The sequence below is a fragment of the Nocardia sp. IBHARD005 genome, from assembly GCF_052814245.1.
Window position 1 is genome coordinate 5565124 of sequence record NZ_CP199935.1, and the last position, 26584, is coordinate 5591707.

The following is a 26584-nucleotide window of genomic DNA, read 5'->3' on the forward strand; positions in this document are numbered from 1 at the left end:
GTGAAACTCCTTGTCACCGGCGGCGCCGGCTATGTGGGTGGCGGCTGCGCCGCAGTGCTGCTCGAAGAGGGCCACGAGGTCGTCGTCGTCGACGACCTCTCGACCGGTAACGCCGACGGCGTCCCGGCCGGTGCCCGATTCGTCGACGGCGATATCGCCGTCGCCGCCCCCGAACTGCTGCGTGCCGAATCCTTCGACGGCGTCCTGCATTTCGCGGCACAGTCGCTGGTCGGCGAGTCGGTGGAGCAGCCGGAGAAGTACTGGCACGGCAATGTCGTGAAGACACTGACGCTGCTCGAGGCGATCCGGGAGACCGGCACCCCACGCCTGGTGTTCTCCTCCACGGCCGCGGTGTACGGCGAGCCCGAGCAGGTCCCGATCACCGAGGACTCGCCCACTCGCCCCACCAATCCCTACGGTGCGAGCAAGCTGGCCATCGATCACGCCATCACCTCCTATGCGGCCGCGCACGATCTGGCCGCGACCAGCCTGCGCTACTTCAACGTGGCAGGCGCGTATGCCGGGCTCGGCGAGAACCGGGTCGTGGAAACACATCTGATCCCCCTCGTGTTGCAGGTGGCACTGGGCCACCGCAAGGCCATTTCGGTGTACGGCACCGACTGGCCGACGCCGGACGGTACGTGTGTGCGCGACTACATCCACATCCGCGATCTGGCGCAGGCACACCTGCTCGCGCTCTCGTCGTCGCAGCCGGGCACGCACCGGATCTGCAATCTCGGTTCGGGCACCGGTTTCTCGGTGCGCGAAGTGATCTCGGCGTGCGAGCGGGTCACCGGGCTGCCTATCGAGACGATCGACGCACCGCGCCGCGCGGGCGATCCGGCCGTTTTGATCGCCTCCAGCGACCGCGCGGTCGCCGAACTGGGCTGGCACCCCGAGCACAACGACCTCGACGAGATCGTCTCCGACGCTTGGGATTTCCTGCGTTCCCTCGGCACGAAAGCCCACAGCGCTCGCTGAACCGCCCGCCTCACGGCGCGATCGGGCCGATGTCGACCCCGAGATCGGCGGCGATCTGGTGACCACAGTGCGCGAGTCTGCGTAGCCGATCGGGCCGCAGCCCGGTCTGCAGCGACGTCTCCAGCAGCGCCGCCATCGCGTGCTCGGCGTCGGCCTCGACGGCGGCGGCGATAGCGACACCGGCGAACGGTCCGTCGCCGCGCAGATAGGCGCTGAAACCCAGCAGGGCCGCTGCTTCGGCGCGGTCGGTACCCGGAGTCGCCCGAGCCAGCTGCGTCCACAGCAGCTCGGCGGCTTCGGCGTGATCGCCCAGTGCCAGCCCGTACATGGCGTCGCGGATCGGCCGGTCACGCAGGGTCGCGGCCAGTCGCGCGAGTTCGCGCTCGGCACGCGGTGCGCCGGAGGCGGTGTCGGCGATCTGCCACAGCACCCATTCCAGCGCCCGCCGCTGGTAGGCCGCCGTGTTCCCAGCGCGCGTCGCCGCCGCCAGCCCGCCCCGGTACCGCGCGTCCGCCGCCCCGAGCTGGGCACGCACTCGCGCGCTCAGCAGGTCGTCGGGAATCATCAGCGCGGTCATCTCGTGGCGGGAACCGCGAATCTGCTTGCCTTCCAGCACATGTGACAACGCCACGATCGACGATGACGGATCGGCGACCAGGCCGGTCCCGACCGTGCCGAACACGCTGCTGTAGCGCTCGCCCACCGCGATCGCGGGCACCGACCAGGCACCGCGTACCGCGATCCCGTCCTCGGCGAGCACGTCGATCAATTCGGCCGCACGCAAGACTTCCTCGCCCTCGAACTCGGCGCGGTCCTCGACGAAGACGGCGAGCACCCCGGTTGCGTCTTCGCGCAAGCAGATCGATGCCAGGCAGGCGATGAACTGGTCGAGCAGCCGCATGTCGGTGGCCACGTCGAGGTCGAAGCGGACCACCGCCTCGATTGCCTCGGCCGCGCCACCCGCCACCTCGTGCAGTACGGCGACAACGAGGGATCGTTCAGGGACGAAGCCGAGCATCGCGGGCAGGGCGGCGATCAGTTCACCGGGTTCGTCGACGCGCAGCGGTGGGCGCGGCAGTCCGCCGGGATAGCGGGGGGTGGATTCGGCGCAGCCGAGTGCGCGGGGAAACGGCCCGGTGCGCTCGGCCCGGCGGGTGGGGTTCGTCGAAGGCGTCATGGCTCCACTGTGCCCGCCGCCTACCGCACACCCGGTGCACCGACCTGGGCTTTTATCCGCCCTGTGGGTAGCGCTGGAGCTGTGGAGAAACCCCGGTCCCAGCGATACGCCGCCGGCGAATCTGTCACCGCCTCGTGGTAGCGCGTCAGCTGCCGTTCACGGAGGCAACGGTTGTCGCGAACATTTCGTCCACGGCGGCTGTATCCGGTTGTCCGGCACCGAAAGTCATCGACGTCACCGTGATGCGCACGTCGCCGATCTGCCCGACCGAGGTCTGCATCGTCTGTGTCAGCCCCGCACCGCCGACTTCGGGAACCACGGTGCGCCGCAACGCTATCGCATCGTCGGTACCGGCCGGCCCGGCCTGGTCGAGCACGGTCGTGACGGTGGAGCCCGCACCGGCCCGCCGGACCTGGATCTGCCCGCACTCGTGGAGCCGATTGCGCAGCCGCGCCACCGGCTCGGTGCTACGCGACAATTCGACGGTGAGCGTGGCCCGGCTCGCATCGTCGGTCCCGACCGCTACCACCGCGGGCTCGCCACCGGACTCGGCCTCGGTCGGCGTGCACTGCGCCGGGCTGACCGTCGCGCCCGCTCCCACCCCGTCGAGATCACCCGCGGCCGCCGTCGCCGCCTGTGCGGGCAGCACCACCGCCGGGTACCGGGCCGGGAAACGCGAAGGTGAAGGCAGTAGATCGGCCAATGAACCATCGACCTGTCGCACCGACACCGCGCTCTCGGCGACCGGCGTCCCGCTGACGCTCTGCGCGCATCCGGTGAGCACGAACGACACCGCCGCCAACCCCAGCCACCAGCGACGCAGGCCCGGATCACCCGCACGGATCGGTGTCACCTGCGCCACGTTCACACCGTCCACTGTGCCCCACCGCGTCGATCCGCCCGATCGCGCCACGCCGTCCGGGAAGTCGCGGCGGGCACAAGACCCACGTCAGCAGCCCGGTCGCCACACCGGGCGGGAATGCGCGGAGAGTACAAGACCACCGTCAGCAGCCCGGTCGCCACACCGGGCGGGAATGCGCGGAGAGTACAAGACCACCGTCAGCAGCCCGGTCGCCACACTGGGCGGGAATGCGCGGAGAGTCCATGCTGTTGCCTACCAGGACGAGCCGTCCCCGGCCGTGTGCGATGGCACTACCTCGCGTGGGGGACAATGGAGATCCGCTTCCCCCACCCCGCGAGCGATGGTGGACCGCGCAGGAAGGAGAAACGCGATGGATGACCAGTCGCATATGTACGAACTGGAGTTCCCGGCGCCGCAGTTGTCGTCGGACGACGGTGCGGGCCCCGTACTCGTGCACGGCCTGGAAGGTTTCACCGACGCCGGACACGCCGTGCGCCTGGCGACGACCCATCTGCGCGAGAGCCTCGAATCGGAGCTGGTCGCGTCCTTCGATGTCGACGAGCTGCTCGACTACCGCTCGCGCCGTCCGCTGATGACGTTCCAGACCGATCATTTCGCCGATTACGCCGAGCCGGAACTGAACCTGTGGGCGCTGCGCGACACCGCGGGCACCCCGTTCCTGCTGCTCTCGGGCCTGGAACCCGACCTGCGCTGGGAGAAGTTCACCACCGCGGTGCGACTGCTGGCCGAGCAGCTCGGCGTGCGCCGCACGATCGGCCTGTCGGCGATTCCGATGGCCATCCCGCACACTCGTCCGCTCGGTGTCACCGCGCATTCCTCGGATCGTTCGCTGATCGGCGAGCACCAGCGCTGGCCGGGCGAGTTGCAGGTGCCGGGTAGCGCGTCGTCGCTGCTCGAGTACCGGATGGCGCAGCACGGCCACGAATCGCTCGGGTTCTCGGTGCACGTGCCGCACTACCTGGCCCAGACCGATTACCCCGAGGCCGCGCAGACGCTGCTGGAGAATTTCGCCGACAACGCGGGCCTGGACCTGCCGCTCTCGGCGCTGGGTGAGGCGGCCGCGCGTGTGCGTGAGCAGGTCGCCGAGCACATCGCGGGCAACGAGGAGGTGGAGACGGTCGTCACAGCGCTGGAACGCCAGTACGACAGCTTCGTCACCGCCCAGGAAAGCCAGTCCAGCCTGCTGGCCGCCGACGGTGAGCTGCCCAGTGGTGAGGAGCTCGGCGCGGAGTTCGAGCGCTTCCTGGCCGAGCAAGGTGGTTACGACGACACCTCCGGCGACGGTAAGAACTGACCCGCCGGACCCACTAGGCGTACCTGCGCCTTCGCTCCGGCCGTGCGCGGCCGACGAGGGCTTCGCCCGCTGCGCAGACTAGGGTGGTCGGAGTGGATCTGACCGACCTGCTGGAAATTCCCGGGACCGACGCCGACGCGCTCTACGAGTCGTTCGCGGCGTGGGCCGCCGAGCAGGGCACCTCCCTGTATCCAGCGCAGGACGAGGCGCTGATGGAGTTGGCGTCCGGGTCCAATGTCATTCTGGCGACGCCGACCGGCTCCGGAAAGTCTCTGGTGGCGGTCGGCGCGCACCTGTTCGCCATGGCCAACGGGCAGCGCAGCTATTACACCGCGCCGATCAAGGCCCTGGTCAGTGAGAAGTTCTTCGCGCTGTGTGAGGTGTTCGGCGCGGAGAACGTCGGCATGGTGACCGGTGACGCGGCGGTCAACGCCGACGCCCCGATCATCTGCGCCACCGCGGAGATCCTGGCCAACCTGGCGTTGCGCGAGGGCGCGGCGGCCGAGGTCGGCCAGATCGTGATGGACGAGTTCCACTTCTACGCCGACCCCGACCGCGGCTGGGCGTGGCAGGTGCCGATCATCGAACTCCCCCGCGCCCAATTCCTGCTGATGTCGGCGACGTTGGGCGAGGTGGACTTCTTCGCCGCCGATCTCGAGGCGCGCACCGGCCGCTCGACCACGGTGGTCGCGGGCACCGAACGTCCTGTCCCACTGACGTTCTCGTACGTGCGCACCCCCATCACCGAAACCCTCGAAGAGCTGGTGACCACCCACCAGGCACCGGTCTACGTCGTGCACTTCACCCAGGCCGCCGCCCTCGAACGCGCGCAGGCACTGACGAGCGTGAACTTCGCCTCCCGCGCCGAAAAGGACGCGATCGCCACCGCCATCGGCGATTTCCGGTTCGCGTCGGGCTTCGGTAAGACCCTCTCGCGCCTGATCCGCCACGGCATCGGCGTGCACCACGCGGGCATGCTGCCCAAATACCGCCGCTTGGTGGAGAAACTCGCCCAGGACGGCCTGCTGAAAGTGGTGTGCGGCACCGATACCCTCGGCGTCGGCATCAATGTCCCGATCCGTACCGTGCTGCTCACCGGCCTCACCAAATACGACGGTGTGCGTACCCGCCGGCTCAAAGCCCGTGAGTTCCACCAGATCGCCGGACGTGCGGGCCGTGCGGGCTACGACACCATGGGCACCGTGGTGGTGCAGGCACCCGAGCACGAGGTGGAGAACACCCGCCTGATCGCCAAGGCGGGCGACGATCCGAAGAAGCAGCGAAAAGTGGTGCGCCGCAAGCCTCCCGAGGGTTTCGTGTCGTGGAGCGAGGAGACCTTCGACCGGCTCATCGCTGCCCCGCCCGAGCCGATGGTCTCGCGCTTCGCGGTGACGAACTCGATGCTGCTCAACGTGATCGCCCGCCCCGGCAACTGCTTCTACGCCATGCGTCACCTGCTCGAGGACAACCACGAACCGCGCCCCGCGCAGCGCAAGCACATCCTGCGCGCCATCCGCCTCTACCGTTCGCTGCGCGATGCCGGTGTGGTGCAACAACTTTCCGAACCCGACGCGAAGGGCCGGATGGCGCGGCTCACCGTCGACCTGCAACGCGACTTCGCGCTCGATCAACCGCTGTCGCCGTTCGCGCTGGCCGCGTTCGAACTCCTTGATCGCGAAAGCCCCACCTACACCCTCGATGTGGTCTCCCTGATCGAGGCGACCCTCGAGGACCCGCGCCAACTGCTGATGGCTCAGCAGCACAAGGCCCGTGGCGCCGCTGTCGCCGAGATGAAGGCCGACGGCATCGAATACGAAGAGCGGATGGAGCTGCTCGAAGAGGTCACCTGGCCCAAGCCCCTGTCCGAGCTGATCGATCCCGCGTTCGAGACCTACCGGGCCGGACACCCCTGGGTGTCGGAATTCGCGCCGTCGCCGAAGTCGGTGGTGCGCGACATGATCGAGCGCGCTATGACCTTCGCCGAACTGATCTCGCACTACGAACTGACCCGATCCGAGGGCGTCGTGCTGCGCTACCTCGCCGACGCCTACCGTGCCCTGCGCCGCACCGTGCCCGATGCCGCACGCACCGTGGATCTCGACGATCTCACCGAATGGCTCGGCGAACTGATCCGCCAGGTCGACTCGAGCCTGCTCGACGAGTGGGAACAGCTCACCAACCCGGGCGCCGAGAACGACGCCCAGCAGATCGCGTTCGGCGCCGAAACGGTGCGCCCGATCACCGCCAATGAACGCGCCTTCCGGATCATGGTCCGCAACGCCATGTTCCGCCGCGTGGACCTGGCGTCGCGCCGCCGCTGGTACGAGCTCGACGAGCTGGGCACCGGCCCCGACTGGGCCGAGGACTTCGCCCCCTATTTCGACGAGTACGACACGATCGGCACCGGTCCCGACGCGCGCGGCCCGCAGCTGTTCGCAGTGGAGCAGCGGCCCGGTTTCTGGCACGTGCGCCAGGTGATCGACGACCCGGCCGGCGATCACGGCTGGGCGCTGACGGCGATCGTGGATCTCGAGGAGTCCGACGCCGCGGGCGAGGTCGTGTTCGACGAGGTCACAGTCACGGCAGGCTGAGTGATACCAGCTGCCTATGACTGATAGGACGAATGTTTGACGGATTCGTTGTTGGGTAGGCGCCGCTGGTAGTCTCTCCCGGCCGCCGAGGAGAAAGTTCACCGTGCCCGAATCCCCGTACCTTGTCATCGACCCCGAGCGGGTACGTGCCAACTACCGAACCCTCGACGCCGCCGTCTCCACGGGCACCCGGATCAGGTACGCGGTCAAGGCGGCCCCGGTGGCGGAACTGATCGCCCTGCTCGACGACGAGGGCGCCGAATTCGACGTCGCCAGCATCGGCGAGATCGACCAGTGTCTCGATCTCGGCGTCGCCCCCGAGCGGCTCTGCTACGGCAACCCGATCAAGAAGAGCGCCCACATCGCGCGGGCCTTCGCCCTCGGGGTGCGCCGCTACGCCTTCGACACCGAAGACGACCTCGACCGCATCGCCGAGTACGCGCCCGGCTCCGAGGTCGAGTGCCGATTCCTGTCCTCGGCTCCCGAATCACGGACCCCGTTCGGCACCAAGTTCGGGTGCGCGCCCGCCGAAGCCCTGCGATTGCTGGTGCGTGCCCACGATCTGGGTCTGACGGTCGGCGGCCCCTATTTCCACGTCGGCTCCCAGCAGCTCGACCCCGCCGCCTGGCGGATCGGCATCGAGCAGGCCGGTGAGATCGTCAAGGCGCTGGCGGACAAGGACATTCACGTCACGGCGGTCAATGTGGGCGGCGGTCTGCCGATCTCCTACGCCGAGCAAGCCCCCGAACTCGACGCGATCGCGGCCGCCATCGGGAGCGCCGCCACCGAGTTCCTGCCCGCGGCTACCGGCCTGATCGTGGAACCCGGCCGTGCGCTGGTGGGTAACGCGGGCACCATTCACGCCGAGGTCGTCGGCGTGCGTTTCGCGCCGGATGGCCGGCGCTGGGTGTATCTCGACATCGGCCGATACAACGGTATGGCCGAGACCGAGAACGAGTACATCGCTTACCGCTTCGTCACCGATCGCGACGGCGATCCGGCCGAGGAAGCGGTGGTCGCGGGTCCGACCTGCGACGGCGACGATGTACTGTATCAACGCACGAAGGTCCTTCTGCCGACCACGTTGCGAGCCGGTGACCGGATTCAGATCCTGCACACCGGCGCCTATACCGCGAGTTATTCGTCGGTGTCCTTCAATGGTTTTCCGCCCTTGACCGTTCATGTCTCGGGCGCTGAGCGAGAGTGAGTTTGCCCATGACGGCGGAATTCACCGGTTGGCACGTGCTGGCCGAGTTCGGTGGCGTCGACACAGACCTGTGTGACGATCTCGAACGACTCGAATCGGCGTTGCGTGAGTCTTTGATCGCGGCGGGCGTCACCATCTGCGAAGTCGTACATAAAAAGTTCGATCCGCAGGGGGTGACCGTCCTCGCGCTGTTGTCGGAGTCTCACGCCTCGATTCACACTTATCCGGAGTCCGGCGACATCTTCGTCGACGTCTTCACCTGCGGCAGCATCGGTGCGGGCGCGACGAAAGCCGTCGAACTGCTCCGGGACAAGTTGTCCCCCACCACTGTCCGGATGCAGGTGGTCCAGCGTGGCCACGGCGCCGAGAAGATCTACGAACCGGTGGGCGACGGCCTGACCCGGATCTGGGATCTGCACGAGGTGATCGTCGATACCAACACCCCGTTCCAGCACATGGTGATCGCGCGGACCGATCAGGGGATCTCCCTGTTCTCCGACGACGACCGCCAGTCCACCGAGTTCTCCCAGGTCACCTACCACGAGGCCATGATGGTCCCGGCGTTCGTGCTGGCGGAGAAGCTCGATCGGGTGCTGATCATCGGTTCCGGTGAGGGTGTGGCCTCGCAGATGTCGGTGGCGGCCGGGGCGACCCTGGTCGACCATGTCGATATCGATCAGCGCGAAGTGGAGCTGTGCGCCGAGCACCTGCCCTACGGCTACACCACCGCCGAACTCACCGCCGCGGTCGCCGGTGACGGACCGATCCACGTGCACTACGCCGACGGCTGGGATTTCCTGGCCAACGCGCAGGACGCGGGCACCCGCTACGACGTGATCGTCATCGATCTGCCCGACGAGCGCGTCGAGGACGCCCAGCACAATCGCCTCTACGAGGCGGAGTTCCTGTCCCGATGTAAGGCATTGCTCGCCCCCGGCGGCGTGCTGTCGGCCCAGGCGGGTTGCGCGACCATGTGGCGCAACGAAACGCTGAAGCGTTCGTGGGGTCGTTTCCACGAGCAGTTCGCCACCGTGGTCCCCTACGGCAGCGACGAGCACGAGTGGACCTTCCTGTTCGGCCTGAACGAGAAGATCGACGACCCGGTCCGTGGCATGCGCGACCGGCTCGCCCTGCTCCCCTACCGCGCCGAAACCATCGACGCGCGGGCACTGGAGCGCGGCGCGATCGAGCCGTACGCCCTGCGCGGCTGATTCTCGACCCCGCGCGAAGGCGGTGACCCGAAGTTGCGGGTCACCGCCTTCGTCGTAGGCACCGGCCGATCCGGCGGATTCACCGGTCCGCGGGCGGCGACCGGGCGACACTGGTCTCAGTACCCGAGCCCGCCAGTGCAGAATCGAGCCCGCAATGACGCAGACCCCGCTGTCCGCACACGGCCTGATGCCGGTCCGCCCGCCGTCCGAGCACCGGCCCCGTCTGGACGCGCTGTCCGCGGCGGGTATCGCCGAGTTCCATCGCCTGTTCGCGGCCGCGCAGCCGGTGACGACAGCCGAGTTCGCGGGCCTCGAGGGTGATCTGGTGATGCGCTCGTTTCCCGGATCCGCGCAGCGGGTGCTCGGACCGCTGATGGCGCGGCCCTCGTACTCGTGGGTGGGGAAATCGTTTCGTCACGTGGACGACACCGTGGCGTTCGGCCACAATGTCTTTCGCCTCTTCGGCGGTGTGCGCGGGCTGAGCTTCGTCGCGACGGTGGGCGATTCGGTGGTCGACGGCAAGTCAGCGGTGCGGCTCGACTACGACGATTCCCGCACGGGTCCGCGCAGCCCCGCTCGCGGGATCTACGACGAACTGCGCGAGATCGAGCCGGGATTGTGGCTGGGGCCCAGCTATTTCGTGACGCGCGGGAGACGAATCTCGATGGGCTGGTTCGCCCTGGACGCCTCGGTCGAGTTCGACAGCCTGGTGTGAGCCGGGTGCACCGACCCCGATTCAGCGCACCCAGCTCATCAGCGGTAACTCATTCGGCGGCGCGCCGGGCGCGATACTCGGCGACGTTCAGCCCGCCCACACCCCGATCTGTCAGCGGCAGTTCGTCGATATCGGCACGGACGGTGCCCTGCTCCTGCGCCTCGCGCAGCGCGGTGGCCACGCCGTCACGCCACGCCGCCCAGGCACTCGACAGCGAACTCCGCAGCAGCTCACTGCCTTCCAGTTCCGCGCCGAGGTTGGCGATCAGACAGCCGCCAGCGTATTCGGCGGTGACGAAATCCTCGGTCATGGTCGCGAAGAAGGCGCGGATGCCGCTGAGCAGCCCTGCACCGACCTCAGTCGTCGTCGACACCACGCGCCGCGAGCGCCTCGCCCATCGCGTCGGCGGTCCGCAACGCCCGCACCACTACCGGCGTGATCAGTGCGGTCACCGACCAGGACACCCCGCACGCTCGCCGCGCCTCGCCGACATCGTGGACGATCTGCGCCAGCAAGGGAACGCACCGAATCGCCAGGGCGAGAAGCAGACTCACCCGCTCCGGGTTCACCCCGACGCGACGCAGCGGTCCGAGCGCGCGAGTCAAGGCGTCGAGCATGTCGGTCACCCGCGTGGTCACCGTGACCAGGGCTGCGAGAGCGACCGAAACCAGCAGTACCCCGCAGACCACGACGGCCCGCGCGGGTGAGGTGGTGAGCAGCTGGAACACTCCGATGATCGCGGTCATCCACAGCACCGGGCGCACCTGGGCGAAGGCCACCCGCCAGGAGACGCGGGCGAGCGCGAACAGACCCGCGACCACGGCCACGGCCACCAGCACACCCAGCGGACCACGGACGAACACGGTCATCGCGAGGATCGACACCAGCAACAGCACCAGCTTCACCCCCGCGGGCATCCGGTGCGGCAGCGAGTCGCCGGGGCAGTACAGGCCCATCATTCGATCAGTTGCCGATACGCGTCGATCGCCGCCACCGGGGGGCCGTCGAAAACGACGGAACCGTTGTCCAGCACCACGACTCGATCGAATCCGTCGAGCAGTCCGAGCTGGTGGGTCACCACGATCACCTGCTGATCGAGAGAGTTCAGCGCCTGCGAAACCCGCCGCGCGTTGCGCAGATCGAGCAGCGTGGTCGGTTCGTCGGCCACGATCACCTCGGGCTCGCGGATCAGCGCGGAACCGATGGCCAGTAGCTGTTTCTGGCCGCCGGAGAGCAGGTGTGCCGGATGGTCGGTGTGGGCGGCGAGGCCGAAGCGGTCGAGCATTCGCCGCACCTGTGCCGCGATCTCGGCCTTGCTCAGGCCGCTGCGGCGCAGCGAGAACGCGAGATCCTCGGCGACCGTCGGCATCACGATCTGGGTGTCGGGATCGGTGAACACGAAGCCGACCTTGCGCCGCACCTGCGCACCCTTGCGGGCCACGTCGAGTCCGTCGACGGTGACGGTGCCGGTGGAGGGCTTCAGCAATCCGTTGAGCATGCGGGCCAGCGTCGACTTGCCCGACCGGTTGGCGCCGATGAATCCGACCCGGCGTTCGGTGATCCGCAGATCGATATCGCGCAGCACGCTCCGATCGCCGAAACGGTGTCCCACCGCGGCGACGACGATCTCGCTCACGACGCCCGGCGATCAGGCACGGATCAGCCCGGGATAGGCGCGATGCACACCCTTCGCCACGACCGTGGCGATCACGACCTTGGCCAGATCACCGGGCACGAACGCGAAGTTGGTCGACACCGCCGCCCACGGGCTGAGATCGGTGCGTACCAGCAGTCCCACGGTGCCGAACAGGTAGATGATCACGATGCCGCCGAGTGCGTTGATCAGCAGGCCGAGCACGATCGGATACTTCGGCAGGATCATCGCGGTGAGCAGCCCGATGACCAGCGTTGCCGGAATCCAGCCGATCAGGTAACCGGCCGTCGGCGACGCCAGCGCGGTGAGTCCGTGATCAGGCCGCTGCCGCAACCGGAACGAGACAGTGGAGGATGTTGCGCCCGCCGGAGATCGACTACGATCGGAGGGTTGGTATCACTCGGAAGGCCCCGCCGTACGGAAACATCGCGCGCGCGATCCGTGCCCGAGGAAGGCCAGTCATGTCGATTGCGCTACAACGCTTTTCGAACTTGATCGCCGAAATACACACCGCAGGCACCGAACCGGACCGCTGGGATGGAGTGGTTCGCGAGATCACCGATACCTTCGACGCGATGCACGGCTTTCTCGTGATCGCCGACCCTGCCCACGGCGGCGTCGAGGTCAATTCCGCGGGCGCGATCACCGCCGCCGAAGTGCGCAAGCAGCTCGACGCGGGCGCCGGACGGGTGAACCGGCTGCCGGTCGGTGCCACCGCGACCGGCGAGGAACTGTTCGGGTGTGGAAACGGCGGCGGTGCCGCGGCGGTGCGGGCGAACGGCCTGTCCAACAGTTTCGTCGCTCGGCTCACCGGCGATCTGCCGTCGTCGTGGCTGTGCCTGACGATGCCCGACCACGGCGCGGTGATCGACCAGCCCGGCGGTCCGGTGCTACTGCGAGTGCTCGTACCGCACCTGCGCGCCGCGCTACACACCCGCGCGAAGCTGGTCGGCATGGCACGGGAACGGGCGTTCGCGCTCGCGGCGCTGACGAAGGCCCACCACGGCATCATGATCGTCACCGCCGACACCACACTGGTCTTCGCCAACGCCGCGGCCGAGCGCATCGCGCGGGAGTCCGACGGGTTGACGGTGGACTCGTTCGGACATCTACGGGCCCACTCCGCACACGTGCAGGACCGGCTGCGCCAGTTGATCGACGAGGCCACCGACTCGGAGTTCGGCGGCGGGAACGTGGCCATCGCCCGTCCTTCGGGCAAGCGGTCGCTGATCCTGCGGATCTCGGCGCTGGACACGCAATCCGGCAACGGGCTGTGGCCGAGGGCCGCGCTCGTGGTGCTCACCGATCCGGATCATGAACCGACACCGGATCCGGCCGTGCTGCACGAGCTCTACGGATTGACCGACGCGGAGGTATCGGTCGCACTGTGCGTACTGCGCGGCGACGGACTCCCCGCCGTCGCCGATGAACTCTCCGTGTCGGTCTATACCGCCCGGACTCATTTGCAGCACATTTTCGCCAAGACGAAAACACACCGGCAGGCCGAATTGGTCCGGCTATTATCGACCACCGCGATTTCGGCGCAGTGATATTTCGATATTAAATCGGGTGGAATCCCACCCCAGGGCCGCCGCGGGAATTCACATCGTCGAGAATTCTGGTGAAATTGGCGCCCACTTGTGGGCCCACGCACGGCACCGCGACGTATCCGTTGACAATGGCGACGAGAGTAGATCCGACCACCACGGGTGCGCCGGAATCACCGACGATCACGCAGATCTGTGTCAGCGTCCAGTTGGCGCCGCCGAAAACATCGCCGTAGACCAAACCGCAGGTCTGCCCGGTAGTTCGTCCTTCCTTGCAGGCGACGGCCGGGAACTGCGCGGGCAGTCCGACACCGGTGATCGAGGTCGAGCCGACGTAGTTCACCGGGTTGACCAGACCCGCGTCGAAGCGGATGACCGCGTAGTCGAGGTCGGTACTGGTGAACGCGACGGTGCCGACAGACCCGGCCTCTTGATCAGCTTCCGCGGATACTCCGGCTCCGGCCACCGCGCAGTGTCCCGCGGTGAAGCCGACCAGCTGACCTGAGCCGTCGAAGCCGATGGTGGTGAGTGTGCAGGTCGACCCGTCGTCGAAGATGATGCCCGATCCACCACCGAGGGTCACCGGGGCAGCCGCCTGCGCCGTCCCGACTGTCGCCCACATCAGCAGCAATGCGGCGGCGACCTGCCACCATCGACCCCATGCCATAGGGACACTCCCGCACTGTGGTGCGGGAGTGACTCGATTACTCCTCATGGTTGCTGGCATCGGCGTGTCAGACCACGCATACCGGGTAGAGGAACGGCACTGTCACCAGGACCGGAAGACACGCCAGGAATGCGCCGGGGATGGTGATGAACGGCGACAACACGACGGGCTCGACCTGAACAGGAAGCGGTGCGACGGGAGCAGGATCCGCCGCAGGTGCTGCGCCGGCGACACCGGCACCTAATGCGATCAGCGGCGCACAAGCGAGCACCGCAATGGTTGAACGAATCTTGTACATGACCATTCCTTCGACTGTCTGACTACGAGTCGTGTCGGTCCCGAGTCGGGATCGTCACCGCTTTCAAGAACAGCACCGGCGGTCGGGAATTTCGTCGTTCGAACAGATGAGATCAGAAAGGGCGCTTGGATCGGATGACCGCTGCGAGGTATTCGTAGTCCGCGGCCCGCGCGGATGACCCTCGAAATGCTAGCCCGATCGTGCGGCCAGGGGCGGGGGCGGCGAAGCGCGCGGTGTCCAGACTCGCGCGCGCGGTCTCGGCGGCCACGGCCATCTCCGGGATGAGTGTCACGCCCAGCCCGCCTGCCACACATTGCACCACCGTGGTCAGCGACGCGGCGCGCGTGTCGCCGACGGTCCCGGGCTGCACGTCGACCGAGCGGCACAGGTCAAGGGTCTGATCGCGCAGGCAGTGACCCTCGTCGAGCAGCAGCAGTGGCAGGTCGGCGAGTGCGGGCGCGGCCAGGTCGGTGCGCCCGGCCAGGTCGTGCCCGCGCGGGGTGACCAGGACGAATTCCTCGCTGTAGAGCGGGATCTCGACCAGGCCGCTCGCTTCGCTCGGCAGCGCGAGCACCGCCACATCGAGCACACCGGTGCGCAGTCCGTCGAGCAGCCGCGAGGTCTGGTCCTCGATCACCTGGGGCACCACCCCGGGCAGTTTGCGGCGTAATTCGGGCAGCAGCTCGGGCAGCACATACGGCGCGACGGTCGGAATGATGCCGAGGCGCAGCGTGCCCCCGAGGGTGTCGCCGGTCGCCGAGGCGACGAACCGATCGGCGGCTTCCAGCGTCGCCCTGGCTTGCGGCAGCAGCCGCATCCCGGCGGCGGTGACCAGCACGCGGCGGGTGCTGCGCTCGATCAATTGGAGCCCGAGTCCGTTTTCCAGTGATGCCAGTGCCTGCGATAACGTGGGTTGACTCACAGTCAAACGCGCTGCGGCGGTGCCGAAATGCCGGTATTCGGCGACGGCCACGAACGCACGCAGCTGCGACAGGGTTGGCTGATAAGTCTGATCACTCACACCTATCAGTGTACGACCAGCAATCGGCTTTACCTTTCAGTAGGCTGACATCAATCACCCACGAATGAGGAGACCAAGCATGGCTCTGCTGACCATCGGCGACCAGTTCCCGGCATACAACCTCAAGGCCGTCATCGGAGGCGATCTCTCCAAGGTCGACGCGCAGCAGCCCGACGATTACTTCACCCAGATCACCAGCGACGACCACGCGGGCAAGTGGCGCATCGTGTTCTTCTGGCCCAAGGACTTCACCTTCGTGTGCCCGACCGAGATCGCCGCGTTCGGCAAGCTGAACGAGGAGTTCGCCGATCGTGACGCGCAGGTGCTCGGCGCCTCGGTCGACAACGAGTTCGTGCACTTCCAGTGGCGCGCCCAGCACGAGGATCTCAAGACCCTCCCTTTCCCGATCCTGTCGGACCTCAAGCGTGAACTGGCCGCTGCCACCGGCGTTCTCAACGCCGACGGGGTCGCCGATCGCGCCACCTTCATCGTCGACCCGAACAACGAGGTGCAGTTCGTCTCGGTGACCGCCGGTTCGGTCGGCCGCAATGTCGACGAGGTGCTGCGCGTGCTCGACGCCCTGCAGTCCGACGAGCTGTGCGCCTGCAACTGGAAGAAGGGCGACCCGACCATCGACGCGGGCGAACTCCTTTCGGCCAGCGTCTGATTCACCCTTCCCCACCGGAATACCCCAGAGGAGCCCCACTGTCATGAGCATCGAGAACCTGAAGAGCTCTCTTCCCGAGTACGCCAAGGACCTCAAGCTCAATCTGTCCTCGCTGGCCCGCACCACGGTGCTCAACGAGCAGCAGCTGTGGGGCACCCTGCTCGCTTCGGCCGCCGCCACCCGGTCGGCGACCACCCTGCGTGAGATCGCCGAAGAGGCCGCCGACGTGCTCTCGGCGCAGGCGTACGACGCCGCGCTCGGTGCCGCGTCGATCATGGGCATGAACAACGTGTTCTACCGCGGTAAGGCGTTCCTGGACGGTCGCTACGACGACCTGCGGGCGGGTCTGCGGATGAACATCATCGGCAACCCCGGTGTCGACAAAGCCGATTTCGAGCTGTGGTCGTTCGCGGTCTCCTCGATCAACGGCTGCGCGCACTGTCTCGAGGCGCACGAGAAGACGCTGCGCGAGGCGGGTGTGTCGCGTGAGGTGATCTTCGAGTCGTTGCGGGCGGCGGCGATCGTCGCCGGTGTCGGCCAGGCGGTGGCGTCGACCGAGGCGCTGGCCTCGGCGGCCGTCTGATTCGAGACATCGGCTTCGCGCCTGCTTGCGCAGGTGTGTGCGCGGCCCCGATCCGGATTCCGGGTCGGGGCCGCTGTCGTGGGGAGGGGACACGTCCGGGCGCTTGCGGTTCGGTCGGCGCCGCTGCGCGTCCCGGTAGGCTCGCGATCATGAACGCACATGATGTGCCCGATGCCCCGGACATCCAGGTCGAGGTCGTCCGAGTGTTCACAGATCCGGCCGGAAATCTCGGCAACGCGCTCGGCATCGCCCGGGCGGGCGATGTTGCCGCCCTCGACAAGCAGGAGCTGGCGGCGCGGCTGGGGTTCAGCGAGACCACGGTGGTCTCCGATCCCGTCGACGGCGTCGCCGACGTCCGCATCTACACACCCGTCGTCGAGTTGCCCTTCGCCGGGCATCCCACCGTCGGCACCGCGTGGTGGCTGAATGTCCAGCGCACGCCGGTGCACACCTTGCAGGTGCCCGCAGGCCCGGTGGCCGTCACCCAGACCGACGGCCTGACCTGGATCACCGCGCGCGCCGAATGGGCACCGAAATTCGCGTTCCAGCAACTGGAGTCGGCCGAGGCGCTGGCCGCATTGTCGCCCGGCGACTTCACCGAGGGCCAGCATTTCTTCTGGGCCTGGACCGACGAGTCGCGCGGCGCGCTACGGGCCAGGATGTTCGCTCCCGCGATGGGGATCGCCGAGGACGAGGCGACCGGGGCGGCGGCGGTCGCGCTCACCGGGCAGTTGCGTCGCGGGCTGATCATCACGCAGGGGCAGGGCTCGCAGCTCTACACCGAGTGGGACTCCGACGGGTGGGTTCGCCTCGGCGGGCGGGTCGCCGAGGATCACGTGGTGGTGCTCTGATCGGCGCAGACGCGACAGCGTTGCTCAGTTGCGCACGGCCGCAGCGAAGGCGGAGGTACGCCTAGACATCCGGTTGACTGCCGAAGCGGCGCAGCCAGGGTGGTCTGGCCGTCCAGTGGCCGCGCCGCTGCGGTGCGGCGGTGCCCAGGTCGGCGAGGATGCGGGTTTCGAGCGCGCGGGGCGGGGTGTGCTGGTCGTCGGCGGCCAGCAGTGCGAGCACTTCGTGCACACCGCGGACGCGGGTGGCGAACTGCGACAGGCTGTTCGCGGTGGTGGCGGTGAGTTTGTTCTCGATGTGGTGATGTTCGAGTTCGGCGACCGCGTCGAGTGCGTAGGCATCGGCCAGCGACAGCACCGAGCCGGGCGGGCACCACGACCCTCTGGCCGTCCACTGGTCGATCCGCTGCTCGGCGAGCCGTTCGATGCTCTCGGCCAGCAGTCTCGTGACCATCGGCACGCGCAGGCCTAATTCGCGGCCGATGGCGCGGTAGGTGCGGCCGCCGTAGTAGGCGAGGACGAAGATCTCGCAGTGGCTGTCGAGTGGGTCGTCGAAGCCGAGTCTGGCCGCGGCCGCGAGCCATGGCATGTCGTCGCCGCCGCGGCGATCCAGCCGCAGGCGCTGGACCGCGAGGCGATGGATCTGGGCCAGTAGCCAGGACTGGTCGGGGGTGAACGCCGGGCTGCCGAGGGCGATCTCGGCAGCTGCGCCGGGGTGGTCCACACCCGGACGTTCGGTGCCGGGATGTCCGGCACCCGGCCGATCCGTGCGCAAGCCCCATTGGTCTGTGCCAAGACGGTCGGTACCGGCATTGCCGGGGCCGGGGTGACCACGGCCGACTTCTGGGTGGTCCGGGGGGAGAGGACGGGGGCCGGGGTGGCCGCGGCCTGCGCCGTCGGTGCCCTCATGGTCCTGGTAGTCGGCGCCGAGGTGGTCCGGTCCGGCACGCGAGCCGGAATCGGTGTGGTCGGTGCCCTCGTGATCGGATCGGCGGGAACCGTCGCTGGTGTAGACCACCCCGCGACCGAAGGCAACGTCCATCGAACCGTAGGTGTGGGGGGCCAGGTCGGATCGCTGTTCGGTCGCGACGAATGCCGAACGACCCCACGGCGTCCCGAGGTCCGGACCCGGACGCGGTGGCGGGCCCGCCACTGTGTCGTCGGCGGATTCGGCCGGGCGGGCAGCGGATTCCCGGTCGCTGTCGTCCTCGTCGACGATCCATTGCGCCGCTCTCGCACGCCGATATCCTTCGCGGACAACATCTTCGGCCGCGCCGCGACGGTGCAGCACCCGCAGGGCCAACCCGAACGCGGCGGCGCCGGTGGCGCGATAGAGCGCGCGCATCTCCTCGCGATCGTCGGCGCCGGAGACGATCGCGGGGATCCGCGTACCGCCGCCGCGGACCCCTGGCGGCGGTTGGGGACCGCGCTGCCCGCTCATCGTCGAATTCCTGCCCGCACTAAGGCAATTCGCAGCGCAAGCGGTTGTGGATCGGTATTCACCGGCCGATCGCGGCGATCAGCATGAACGCGGTCCCGAAATCCATCGCCACATGGGGCACCAGCGCCGAGGTCAGCGGGTGGGAACCGGCGGGATGGACGAAGCGGTGCCAGCGTGACCGGTGACCGACGGTACCGAGCGCGACCAGCGCGTCGAGGCCGAACAGCACCGCCAGCACGACGGCGGGCCAGCTCGCCCCACCGGCGCCGTGCACCGCCCCGTGCCCGGCCATCGCGTAGAGCATCGCCGCCGCGGCGACGGTGTGAAAGCCCAGTGCCAACACGCCGTCGGGTGCCGCGCCGGTGCGTAAGCCCATGACGCGTTCGGCGAGCAGGATCGCGAATGCGACGGTGAGGGCGGTGAGCAGCCCGCGCATCGCGTGCGGGTCGGTGGCGGCGGGGAACACCAGCATCGCCAGCATCACCAGGCACATGAGCAGGTGCGCGCTGTCGGATGCGGTATCGATCCGGTGAGCCTGCGGCGTTCGCCTGGTCAACCGGGCCACCACGATCAGCGATGCCAGCACGAACGCGGCGACCACCGGCCACCGCACGAACGCATACTGCTCCACGAAATCGGCCACACCCCACCACTTTCGAGTCGGCACCCGCGCCACCATGCTCGCACCCACCGGTGGTGCCCCGGGGCGTTTTCGGCGGTCAGGGCGCACCTGACCGCGACGCCTCACGCCGAGACCCTTGCGCTGTGCCCTCAGCACCGCTCGCTCCACACGGCACGGTCACGGCCACAGTAGCCGACCCGGATCGATCGGCATCGGCATCGATCTGCAAACTGGACTGATGACCGATAATCCAACTGCCGCGGTCGACCAGCTTCGGGTGGTGGCCGATGATCTCACCGGCGCAGAAATCCGGACCCTGCTGGCCGCTCACCACGCGGAAATGGCGGACACCACCCCCGCCTGCAGCATGCACGCCCTCGACCTCACTGCCCTGCGCGATCCCGCGGTCACGGTGTGGAGCGCGTGGTCCGGCGACGACCTCGCCGGGTGCGGTGCGCTGAAGGAACTCGACACCGAGCACGCCGAGATCAAGTCCATGCGCACCGCGGAGGGGTTCACCGGCCGTGGTGTCGCCGCCGCGGTGCTCGCCCACCTGGTCGCGGTAGCCCGAGAACGCGGGTACCGGCGGCTGAGCCTGGAAACCGGCGCCGAAGACTTCTTCGCCCCGGCCCGCCGCCTCTACCTGCGCCACGGGTTCACCGAGTGCGGCCCGTTCGGCAGCTACTCCCCCGACCCACTGAGCCGATTCTTCACCCTGGGGCTGACGGAACCAGTGGACGAATCAGCCTAGGGCGCGGGCGAATCCGTCCGCGAGCTCGGCGACCTGTGCGTCGGTCATGACGAACGACGGCGAGATCTGCATGGCGCCCGCACCGGCGGCGCGGCCCGAGATGCCGTGTTCGCGCAAGGTTTTCACCAGGGCGGGACCTTCGGCGGGGTCGGCGAGCTGGACGGCGGCAACGGCGCCGAGGCCGCTGCGCACTTCGGCGACGCGGGGGTGCTCGGCCAACGGGGCCAACGCGGTGTGCAGGGTGGATTCGAGGCGAGCGGCTTCCTCGATGAGGCCTTCGCGTTCGACGATGGCGAGGTTGGCCAGGGCCGCGGCGGCGGCACCGGCGTGGCCGCCGTAGGTGTAACCGTGGCGGAACCAGGTGCCGCCTGCGAAGAAGGGCTCGGCCAGGTGCGGGGCGATGAAGACCGCGCCCATCGGGAGGTAGCCGGAGGTGAGGCCCTTGGCCGTCGTCATCAGATCGGGCTGCAGGTCGAAGCGGGTGGAGGCGAACCAGGAACCGCCGATGCGGCCGAAACCGGTGACGACCTCGTCGGCGACGAACAGGATGTCGTGGTCGCGGCAGATCTGGCGAACCTCGGCCAGATAGCCCGCCGGCGGCAGGTACACCCCACCGGCACCGATGATCGGTTCACAGAAGAACGCGGCGATCTGCTCGGCGCCGACCTCTTCGATCAGGGCGAGCAGCGATTTCGCGTCGTCCCATTCGACGGTGCGGGTGTCGGCGACCAGCACGCCGTAGCCCTCCTTGTTCGGCGTCAGACCGCCGAGCGCGGTGCTCGCGTAATGCATGCCGTGGTAGGCCAAACGACGGCCGACCAGGATCTTCTTGTCGGTGCGGCCCTGTTCGTGCCAGTAGCGGCGGGCCAGTTTGGCCGCGGTTTCCACCGAATCGGAGCCACCGGAGGTGAAGAAGATCTTGCTGCCGGGAACGGGGGCGATCGACGAGAGTTTCTCGGCGAGTTCCTGGGTGGGGGCTTCGGTGAGGTCGCCGAAGTTGGAGTAGTGCGCGATGGTGCGCAACTGGTCGGCGACCGCGTCGGCGATCTCACCGCGACCGTGCCCGACGTTGGCGAACCACAGCCCAGCGGTGGCGTCGAGGTAGCGCTTGCCCGCGGTGTCGAAGACGTAAGCACCCTCACCGCGAGCGATAACGAACGCACCGTCACGATTGACGGCACCCATATCGGCGAATCCATGCCAGAGCGCATTCATGAGTCCACATTTACCCCACCCGGCCGCGCCGCGCGCACCGGGCCCGCCGCAGGCTCAGTCCTCGGCCTCGCGTTCGCGCCACCACGCGGGCAGATCGCCCAGTGACGCCATGGCTACCGCCAGAACAGCGAACACCAGGGTGAGTACGACCAGCCCGATCGCCATCGACACATAGCCCTGGCCGGTGGGATTGATGAACGGGTAGGGATACCAGTCGACGATCGGACCGCGGATCAGGCTGTAGACGCCGTAGATGAGCGGGAAGACCAACCACTGCCCGATCAGGGCCGGATTCGGCCGCAGCCGCCGCGCCATCGCAACGAAGATCCAGTCCAGCACCAGGATCATGGGCAGGTACCGATGCATGATGTCGTTGATCCACTGGTCGTTGAGCATCACGTCGATCCGCGACAGCAGCACGGCGTAGACCACCATCGTGATGAGCATGTACAGCGTGGCGGCACCACGCACCAGCTGCCAGCCGCGGCTCTGCGGGGCGACCAGACCACCGATGAGCAGCACGATCACACCCAGGATGTTGGATTCGACCGTGAAGTAGCTCAGGTAGTTCGTGAGCGAGAAGGTCGCCGAGTCGATATTGCGCAGCGGTATCCACAGCAGGGCGACGAGACCGAGCAGCCCGAACCCGATCCGGTACGCCCTGATCCACCACGCCGTCCGCACCGATGCACTCATGTGGTTCTCCGTTCCCGGACGCCGACCCCCCACGCCCCGGATCTTCGCATGACAGGCAGGCGACAACCGGGAGTTCGGTCCTCGCGTCGCCGTCGGGCCACCGGACGCGCGGACCGCGGCGGGCACGCGCCGCGGTGTGTCGTTGGTCTCCGCGACGGCGCGAGCGGGTGATGCGCGGGAAAACCGGTGGCGGGCTTCGCTACGCTGGTAGGCGCAATGACCAGGACAGCTAGCACCGGAACCCGCGCGCTGCGCACCCGCCTGGCGGAGGTCTCGCTGCGCGATGAACATCGGCTCCAGCGCTTGCTCGACCGTGCGCGGCCCGACGATCTGCCCGCCATCGAGACCCAGATCGCCTCCGCCGAGACCCGCGTGGCCAATCGCCGCGCGGCGCTTCCGCGGATCACCTACCCGGAACAACTGCCTGTTTCCGCGCGCCGCGACGACATCGCCGCCGCCATCGCCGCCAACCAGGTCGTGATCGTGGCCGGTGAGACCGGTTCCGGCAAGACCACCCAGATCCCCAAGATCTGCCTCGAACTCGGTCGCGGGATCCGCGGCACCATCGGCCACACCCAGCCGCGCAGGCTGGCCGCGCGCACCGTGGCCGAACGCATCGCCGAGGAACTGGGCACCGAACTGGGTGACGTGGTCGGCTACACGGTCCGATTCACCGATCAGGCTTCCGATCGCACGCTGGTCAAACTCATGACCGACGGCATCCTGCTCGCCGAGATCCAGCGCGACCGGATGCTGCGCCGCTACGACACGATCATCATCGACGAGGCTCACGAACGCAGCCTCAATATCGACTTCCTGCTCGGCTACCTGAAGCAGTTGCTACCGCGGCGGCCCGATCTCAAGGTGATCATCACCTCGGCGACGATCGATCCCGAACTGTTCGCCCGCCACTTCGCGGATGCGCAGGGCACGCCTGCGCCGATCGTCGAAGTGTCGGGTCGGTCGTATCCGGTGGAGTTGCGGTACCGGCCGCTGTCGCTGGAACTGCCCGGCGCAGACGACGACGAGGAGGACACCCGCGTCGTCGACCGCGACCCCACCGACGCCATCGCCGACGGGGTGGTCGAACTGTTCGCCGAGGGCGACGGTGACGTGCTGGTGTTCCTGTCGGGCGAACGCGAGATCCGCGACACCGCCGACGCCCTGCGCGACCTGAAACTCCCCCGCACCGAGATCGTGCCGTTGTACGCGCGCCTGTCGGCCGCCGAACAGCACAAAGTCTTCGCCCCGCATACCGGGCGCCGGGTGGTGCTGGCCACCAACGTCGCCGAGACCTCGCTGACGGTGCCGGGCATCCGCTACGTCATCGACCCCGGCACGGCGCGCATCTCGCGCTACTCGATGCGCACGAAAGTGCAGCGGCTGCCGATCGAAGAGGTCTCCCAGGCCTCGGCGCGGCAGCGATCGGGTCGCTGTGGTCGCGTCGCCGACGGTATCTGTATCCGGCTGTATTCCGAGGACGACTTCGAGGCGCGACCCGCGTTCACCGAGCCGGAGATCCTGCGCACCAACCTCGCGGCGGTCATCTTGCAGATGACGGCGCTGGGGCTGGGCGATATCGAGAGTTTCCCGTTCGTCGAGGCACCCGACCGTCGCGCCATCCGCGACGGCATCGCCCTGCTCGAAGAACTGGGTGCGCTCGCGCACGGCAGCACGAAATCTGTTGACGGCGAAGCCGATTCGGGCGGGCATCTCACGCTCACGCCGATCGGGCGGGAGATGGCGCAGCTGCCGGTGGATCCGCGGATGGCGCGCATGCTCGTCGAAGCGCAGCGCAACGGGTGTCTGGACGAGGTACTGATCATTGTCGCGGCGCTGTCGATTCAGGATGTGCGCGAACGTCCCGTGGAGCATCAGCAGGCCGCCGACGCCCAGCACGCGCGCTTCGTCGTCGAGGGCTCGGACTTCCTGGCCTACCTGCGGCTGTGGGATTACCTCACCGAGCAGCGCAAGTCGCTGTCGTCCAACCAGTTCCGCCGGATGTGCCGCGACGAGTTCCTGCACTACCTGCGCATCAGGGAGTGGCAGGACCTGCACGGCCAATTGCGCACGATCGCCCGCGGGATGGGCTGGAACGATGCGGGCGCGAGCCGGGGACAGACGAACTCCGGCACCACAATGCTCGGCGAATCAGCCGGGGGCCGGCGTACCGCGGCTGCCGGTGGTAGCACCGCCGAGGGCGCCGGAGGCAATCGCGGACGCCGTGGTCGCGGCCGTGGGAATTCCCCACGCGCGGTAACGGAGTCGACCGCCGGGGCGAACGCCGCCTCCGACCGTGCGGACACGCAGGGCGAAGGCTCGCGCCAGGCAGCTGGACGATCTCGACGAGGCGGCGACGGAGCACAACGGGGGCAACACGCATTGTCGGCGAAAGCTGTTGGCGGGTCGGCGGATTCGTCTGACGAGGACGCGATGCCATGGCCGAGTACCCAGATCCACCAGTCACTGCTGGCGGGCATGCTGTCGCATATCGGTGTGCGCGAGGCGGAGTCGCGGGAATTCCTCGGGGCGCGCAATGCGAAGTTCATGATCTTCCCCGGGTCGTCGCTGGCCAAGAAGGCGCCACGCTGGGTGATGGCGGCCGAGCTGGTGGAGACCTCGCGGCTGTGGGGGCGGATCGCGGCGAAGGTGGAGCCGGAGTGGGCCGAACGGCTCGCCGGCGATCTGGTGAAACGCACCTACTCCGAACCACATTGGTCGTCCAAGCGAGGTTCGGCGCGGGCCTACGAGCGGGCGACCCTGTACGGCGTGCCACTGGTGACCGGGCGGCCGGTGGACTTCGGGCGCATCGACCCGGAGCTCTCGCGCGAGCTGTTCATCCGCCACGCCCTGGTCCAGGGCGAATGGCAGACGCGCCACGGATTCTTCGCCCGCAATCGGGCCCTGATCGACGACGTCGCCGACCTCGAGCATCGGGCCCGGCGGCGCGACATCCTCGTCGATGACGACGTGCTGTTCGAGTTCTACGACAAGCGTATCCCCGCCGATATCGTGTCGGTGCGCCATTTCGACAGCTGGTGGCGCAAGACCGAGCGCAACGATCCCGCGCTGCTGGACTTCTCGACCGACACCGTGGTCAATGCCGGTGTTGCCACGCTCGACCCGACCGACTTCCCCGACGCCTGGCGCCAGGGCGAACTCAGCTTCGGGCTGACCTACCAGTTCGAGCCGGGGCAAGACGACGACGGCGTCACCGCGCGGATCCCGGTGGAGCAGCTCGCGCACGTGCGGGCGGTCGGGTTCGACTGGCTGGTGCCCGGCATGCGCGAAGAACTCGCCGCCACGTTCATCAAGACTCTCCCGAAAGCGTTGCGGCGCGCGATCGTTCCCGCGCCCGACTTCGCGTCGGCGGCGTTGCGCGCGCTGACTCCGCGCGCCGAGCCACTGCGCACGGGGCTGTCGCGGGAGTTGTCGCGGCTGGGTTCGGTCACCATCACCGCCGACGACCTCTCCCCCGCCGCGCTGCCCGATCATCTGCGCATGACCTTCGCCGCGGTCGATCAGCACGGCAAGGTGCTTGCCAAGAACAAGAGCCTTCAGCAGCTGAAAGTACAACTGGCCGAACAGGTTTCAGCGTCGGTCGCGCGCGCCACCGCCGGTGCCGAGCGGGCACCGGCGACGGTGTGGACCTCGGAGTCCCTTGGTTCGGTCGCGCCGACCGTGAGCCGCGAAGTCGCGGGCCAGACCGTGACCGGGTACCCGGCACTCGTACCGGAGGGCGAGGGCGTCGCGGTGCGCGTGCTGAGCTCGCCCGGCGAGCAGGCGGCCGCGATGCGAGCGGGTGTGCGCACCCTGCTGCTCGCCGCGATCCCGACCTCGACTCGCGCGGTCACCGCCGGACTGCCCGCCCGCGATCGGCTGGCGCTGAGCCAGAACCCCGACGGGTCGCTCGACAAGCTGGTCGAGGACTGCCGGATCGCCGCCGCCGACGAACTCATCGCCAAGGCGGGCGGCCCGGTTCGCACGCCCGAGGAGTTCGACAAGCTGGTCGCGACCGTCCGACCGCAACTGTCCACGGCGGTCGTCGCCCTGATCCGCACCGTCGTGCCGGTACTGGCCGCCGCCCAGCAGGCGCGAGCGGCGCTGGCCGATACCCTCGAGACCGATATCGCCGGCGACGTCGGCCAGCAACTCGATGACCTGCTGTTCCCCGGTTTCGTTGCCGAATGGGGACGGGTGCGACTGCGTGAACTCCCGCGCTATCTCCTCGCCGCGGCACAGCGCCTGGAGTCGCTGCCGGGCTCGGCGGTGCGCGACCGTCAGGCCATGGTCGAGGTGGACCGGATGCTCGCCGCCTACGACCAGCTCGTCCGCGCGCTGCCTCCCGGCCGCAAGAATGCCCGCGAGGTGACCGAGATCTGGTGGATGATCGAGGAGCTGCGGGTCAGTCTGTTCGCTCAGAAGTTGGGCACGCCGTACCCGGTGTCGGCCAAGCGCATCGAGAAGGCGATCAGCACGATTCGTCGCTGAAACCGGTGCGGGAGTTGAGGATTC

Annotated in this window: 24 protein-coding genes and 1 pseudogene; 12 read left to right on the forward strand and 13 right to left on the reverse strand. The window is 68.2% G+C overall.

Features of this window, described 5'->3' with window-relative positions; all coding sequences use genetic code 11:
• The gene (galE, locus tag ACTWPB_RS26205; RefSeq protein WP_446223171.1) at window positions 1-981 is read left to right on the forward strand and encodes a UDP-glucose 4-epimerase GalE; all 981 of its coding nucleotides are present in this window, start codon (window positions 1-3) and stop codon (window positions 979-981) included.
• A 10-nt stretch (window positions 982-991) separates the two neighbouring features.
• Here the strand turns inward: galE and ACTWPB_RS26210 are convergent, their stop codons facing one another.
• On the reverse strand, window positions 992-2158 hold the full coding sequence (locus tag ACTWPB_RS26210; protein ID WP_446223172.1) for a DUF4192 domain-containing protein: 1167 nt from the start codon (window positions 2156-2158) through the stop codon (window positions 992-994).
• A 145-nt stretch (window positions 2159-2303) separates the two neighbouring features.
• Entirely contained in the window at window positions 2304-3026 is a 723-nt protein-coding gene (locus tag ACTWPB_RS26215; protein ID WP_446223173.1) for a sensor domain-containing protein, read from the reverse strand.
• A 364-nt stretch (window positions 3027-3390) separates the two neighbouring features.
• Here ACTWPB_RS26215 and ACTWPB_RS26220 point away from each other — a divergent pair, with 364 nt between their 5' ends.
• From ACTWPB_RS26220 to ACTWPB_RS26240, 5 genes are all read left to right on the forward strand, one after another.
• The gene (locus tag ACTWPB_RS26220) at window positions 3391-4335 is read left to right on the forward strand and encodes a proteasome assembly chaperone family protein (protein WP_446223174.1); all 945 of its coding nucleotides are present in this window, start codon (window positions 3391-3393) and stop codon (window positions 4333-4335) included.
• A 92-nt stretch (window positions 4336-4427) separates the two neighbouring features.
• Window positions 4428-6926, forward strand: coding sequence for a DEAD/DEAH box helicase (locus ACTWPB_RS26225; RefSeq protein ID WP_446223175.1), 2499 nt, complete (start codon window positions 4428-4430; stop codon window positions 6924-6926).
• A 103-nt stretch (window positions 6927-7029) separates the two neighbouring features.
• The gene (locus ACTWPB_RS26230; protein WP_446223176.1) at window positions 7030-8133 is read left to right on the forward strand and encodes a type III PLP-dependent enzyme; all 1104 of its coding nucleotides are present in this window, start codon (window positions 7030-7032) and stop codon (window positions 8131-8133) included.
• A gap of 8 nt (window positions 8134-8141) precedes the next feature.
• Window positions 8142-9344: an adenosylmethionine decarboxylase gene (gene speD, locus ACTWPB_RS26235; RefSeq protein ID WP_446223177.1), complete on the forward strand. Its 1203-nt coding sequence runs from the start codon at window positions 8142-8144 to the stop codon at window positions 9342-9344.
• Window positions 9345-9498: 154 nt separating this feature from the next.
• Window positions 9499-10059 (forward strand): hypothetical protein, encoded by a 561-nt coding sequence (locus ACTWPB_RS26240; RefSeq protein ID WP_446223178.1) that lies wholly within the window; start codon window positions 9499-9501, stop codon window positions 10057-10059.
• A 49-nt stretch (window positions 10060-10108) separates the two neighbouring features.
• Here the strand turns inward: ACTWPB_RS26240 and ACTWPB_RS26245 are convergent, their stop codons facing one another.
• From ACTWPB_RS26245 to ACTWPB_RS26260, 4 genes and pseudogenes are all read right to left on the reverse strand, one after another.
• Window positions 10109-10432: a TetR family transcriptional regulator C-terminal domain-containing protein gene (locus ACTWPB_RS26245; RefSeq protein WP_446223179.1), complete on the reverse strand. Its 324-nt coding sequence runs from the start codon at window positions 10430-10432 to the stop codon at window positions 10109-10111.
• Entirely contained in the window at window positions 10416-11018 is a 603-nt protein-coding gene (locus ACTWPB_RS26250; protein WP_446223180.1) for an energy-coupling factor transporter transmembrane component T family protein, read from the reverse strand. The genes ACTWPB_RS26245 and ACTWPB_RS26250 overlap by 17 nt, the downstream gene beginning before the upstream one ends.
• The gene (locus ACTWPB_RS26255; RefSeq protein WP_446223181.1) at window positions 11015-11695 is read right to left on the reverse strand and encodes an energy-coupling factor ABC transporter ATP-binding protein; all 681 of its coding nucleotides are present in this window, start codon (window positions 11693-11695) and stop codon (window positions 11015-11017) included. The genes ACTWPB_RS26250 and ACTWPB_RS26255 overlap by 4 nt, the downstream gene beginning before the upstream one ends.
• Window positions 11696-11707: 12 nt before the next feature.
• Window positions 11708-12025, reverse strand: a pseudogene (locus tag ACTWPB_RS26260) (biotin transporter BioY); the annotation flags it as partial.
• 149 nt (window positions 12026-12174) lie between these two features.
• Here ACTWPB_RS26260 and ACTWPB_RS26265 point away from each other — a divergent pair.
• Complete coding sequence (locus tag ACTWPB_RS26265; RefSeq protein WP_446223182.1) at window positions 12175-13263, forward strand: helix-turn-helix transcriptional regulator; 1089 nt, start codon at window positions 12175-12177, stop codon at window positions 13261-13263.
• Between the two features lie 10 nt (window positions 13264-13273).
• Here the strand turns inward: ACTWPB_RS26265 and ACTWPB_RS26270 are convergent, their stop codons facing one another.
• The 3 genes from ACTWPB_RS26270 to ACTWPB_RS26280 all read right to left on the reverse strand — a co-directional run bounded on the left by ACTWPB_RS26270 (window position 13274) and on the right by ACTWPB_RS26280 (window position 15246).
• Entirely contained in the window at window positions 13274-13927 is a 654-nt protein-coding gene (locus tag ACTWPB_RS26270; RefSeq protein WP_446223183.1) for a serine protease, read from the reverse strand.
• Between the two features lie 67 nt (window positions 13928-13994).
• The gene (locus ACTWPB_RS26275; protein WP_446223184.1) at window positions 13995-14225 is read right to left on the reverse strand and encodes a hypothetical protein; all 231 of its coding nucleotides are present in this window, start codon (window positions 14223-14225) and stop codon (window positions 13995-13997) included.
• 112 nt (window positions 14226-14337) lie between these two features.
• Window positions 14338-15246 carry a hydrogen peroxide-inducible genes activator gene (locus ACTWPB_RS26280; protein WP_446223185.1) on the reverse strand — a complete coding sequence of 303 codons (909 nt, stop codon included), beginning with the start codon at window positions 15244-15246 and terminating at the stop codon, window positions 14338-14340.
• 79 nt (window positions 15247-15325) lie between these two features.
• Here ACTWPB_RS26280 and ACTWPB_RS26285 point away from each other — a divergent pair, with 79 nt between their 5' ends.
• From ACTWPB_RS26285 to ACTWPB_RS26295, 3 genes are all read left to right on the forward strand, one after another.
• Window positions 15326-15913, forward strand: a complete 588-nt coding sequence (locus ACTWPB_RS26285; RefSeq protein ID WP_378920252.1) for a peroxiredoxin — start codon at window positions 15326-15328, stop codon at window positions 15911-15913.
• Window positions 15914-15956: 43 nt separating this feature from the next.
• Entirely contained in the window at window positions 15957-16496 is a 540-nt protein-coding gene (locus tag ACTWPB_RS26290; RefSeq protein ID WP_446223186.1) for a carboxymuconolactone decarboxylase family protein, read from the forward strand.
• Between the two features lie 149 nt (window positions 16497-16645).
• The gene (locus tag ACTWPB_RS26295; protein ID WP_446223187.1) at window positions 16646-17347 is read left to right on the forward strand and encodes a PhzF family phenazine biosynthesis protein; all 702 of its coding nucleotides are present in this window, start codon (window positions 16646-16648) and stop codon (window positions 17345-17347) included.
• A gap of 61 nt (window positions 17348-17408) precedes the next feature.
• Here the strand turns inward: ACTWPB_RS26295 and ACTWPB_RS26300 are convergent, their stop codons facing one another.
• Together ACTWPB_RS26300 and ACTWPB_RS26305 are read right to left on the reverse strand one after the other, a co-directional pair.
• Window positions 17409-18785: an RskA family anti-sigma factor gene (locus ACTWPB_RS26300; protein WP_446223188.1), complete on the reverse strand. Its 1377-nt coding sequence runs from the start codon at window positions 18783-18785 to the stop codon at window positions 17409-17411.
• A gap of 58 nt (window positions 18786-18843) precedes the next feature.
• Window positions 18844-19452, reverse strand: coding sequence for a DUF5134 domain-containing protein (locus tag ACTWPB_RS26305; protein ID WP_446223189.1), 609 nt, complete (start codon window positions 19450-19452; stop codon window positions 18844-18846).
• Window positions 19453-19645: 193 nt separating this feature from the next.
• On the opposite strand from ACTWPB_RS26305, the gene ACTWPB_RS26310 reads away from it, so the two are divergent.
• Window positions 19646-20158 carry a GNAT family N-acetyltransferase gene (locus tag ACTWPB_RS26310; protein WP_446223190.1) on the forward strand — a complete coding sequence of 171 codons (513 nt, stop codon included), beginning with the start codon at window positions 19646-19648 and terminating at the stop codon, window positions 20156-20158.
• On the opposite strand, the gene ACTWPB_RS26315 is transcribed toward ACTWPB_RS26310, so the two are convergent.
• Window positions 20150-21373: an aminotransferase family protein gene (locus ACTWPB_RS26315; protein WP_446223191.1), complete on the reverse strand. Its 1224-nt coding sequence runs from the start codon at window positions 21371-21373 to the stop codon at window positions 20150-20152. The genes ACTWPB_RS26310 and ACTWPB_RS26315 overlap by 9 nt on opposite strands.
• A 54-nt stretch (window positions 21374-21427) precedes the next feature.
• Window positions 21428-22069 carry a Pr6Pr family membrane protein gene (locus tag ACTWPB_RS26320; RefSeq protein ID WP_446223192.1) on the reverse strand — a complete coding sequence of 214 codons (642 nt, stop codon included), beginning with the start codon at window positions 22067-22069 and terminating at the stop codon, window positions 21428-21430.
• 216 nt (window positions 22070-22285) lie between these two features.
• Between ACTWPB_RS26320 and hrpA the strand changes: the two genes are divergently transcribed.
• Window positions 22286-26560, forward strand: coding sequence for an ATP-dependent RNA helicase HrpA (hrpA, locus tag ACTWPB_RS26325; protein WP_446223193.1), 4275 nt, complete (start codon window positions 22286-22288; stop codon window positions 26558-26560).
• The last annotated feature ends 24 nt before the right edge of the window (window positions 26561-26584 follow it).

Coding starts and splice junctions, on each gene's coding strand:
- ACTWPB_RS26265 (WP_446223182.1), top strand. CDS start 12,175: ATGTCGATTGCGCTACAACGCTTTTCGAACTTGATCGCCGAAATACAC.
- speD (WP_446223177.1), top strand. CDS start 8,142: ATGACGGCGGAATTCACCGGTTGGCACGTGCTGGCCGAGTTCGGTGGC.
- ACTWPB_RS26220 (WP_446223174.1), top strand. CDS start 3,391: ATGGATGACCAGTCGCATATGTACGAACTGGAGTTCCCGGCGCCGCAG.
- ACTWPB_RS26285 (WP_378920252.1), top strand. CDS start 15,326: ATGGCTCTGCTGACCATCGGCGACCAGTTCCCGGCATACAACCTCAAG.
- ACTWPB_RS26270 (WP_446223183.1), bottom strand. CDS start 13,927: ATGGCATGGGGTCGATGGTGGCAGGTCGCCGCCGCATTGCTGCTGATG.
- hrpA (WP_446223193.1), top strand. CDS start 22,286: ATGACCAGGACAGCTAGCACCGGAACCCGCGCGCTGCGCACCCGCCTG.
- ACTWPB_RS26250 (WP_446223180.1), bottom strand. CDS start 11,018: ATGATGGGCCTGTACTGCCCCGGCGACTCGCTGCCGCACCGGATGCCC.
- ACTWPB_RS26300 (WP_446223188.1), bottom strand. CDS start 18,785: ATGAGCGGGCAGCGCGGTCCCCAACCGCCGCCAGGGGTCCGCGGCGGC.
- ACTWPB_RS26290 (WP_446223186.1), top strand. CDS start 15,957: ATGAGCATCGAGAACCTGAAGAGCTCTCTTCCCGAGTACGCCAAGGAC.
- ACTWPB_RS26240 (WP_446223178.1), top strand. CDS start 9,499: ATGACGCAGACCCCGCTGTCCGCACACGGCCTGATGCCGGTCCGCCCG.
- ACTWPB_RS26310 (WP_446223190.1), top strand. CDS start 19,646: ATGACCGATAATCCAACTGCCGCGGTCGACCAGCTTCGGGTGGTGGCC.
- ACTWPB_RS26320 (WP_446223192.1), bottom strand. CDS start 22,069: ATGAGTGCATCGGTGCGGACGGCGTGGTGGATCAGGGCGTACCGGATC.
- ACTWPB_RS26315 (WP_446223191.1), bottom strand. CDS start 21,373: ATGAATGCGCTCTGGCATGGATTCGCCGATATGGGTGCCGTCAATCGT.
- ACTWPB_RS26210 (WP_446223172.1), bottom strand. CDS start 2,158: ATGACGCCTTCGACGAACCCCACCCGCCGGGCCGAGCGCACCGGGCCG.
- ACTWPB_RS26275 (WP_446223184.1), bottom strand. CDS start 14,225: ATGTACAAGATTCGTTCAACCATTGCGGTGCTCGCTTGTGCGCCGCTG.
- ACTWPB_RS26295 (WP_446223187.1), top strand. CDS start 16,646: ATGAACGCACATGATGTGCCCGATGCCCCGGACATCCAGGTCGAGGTC.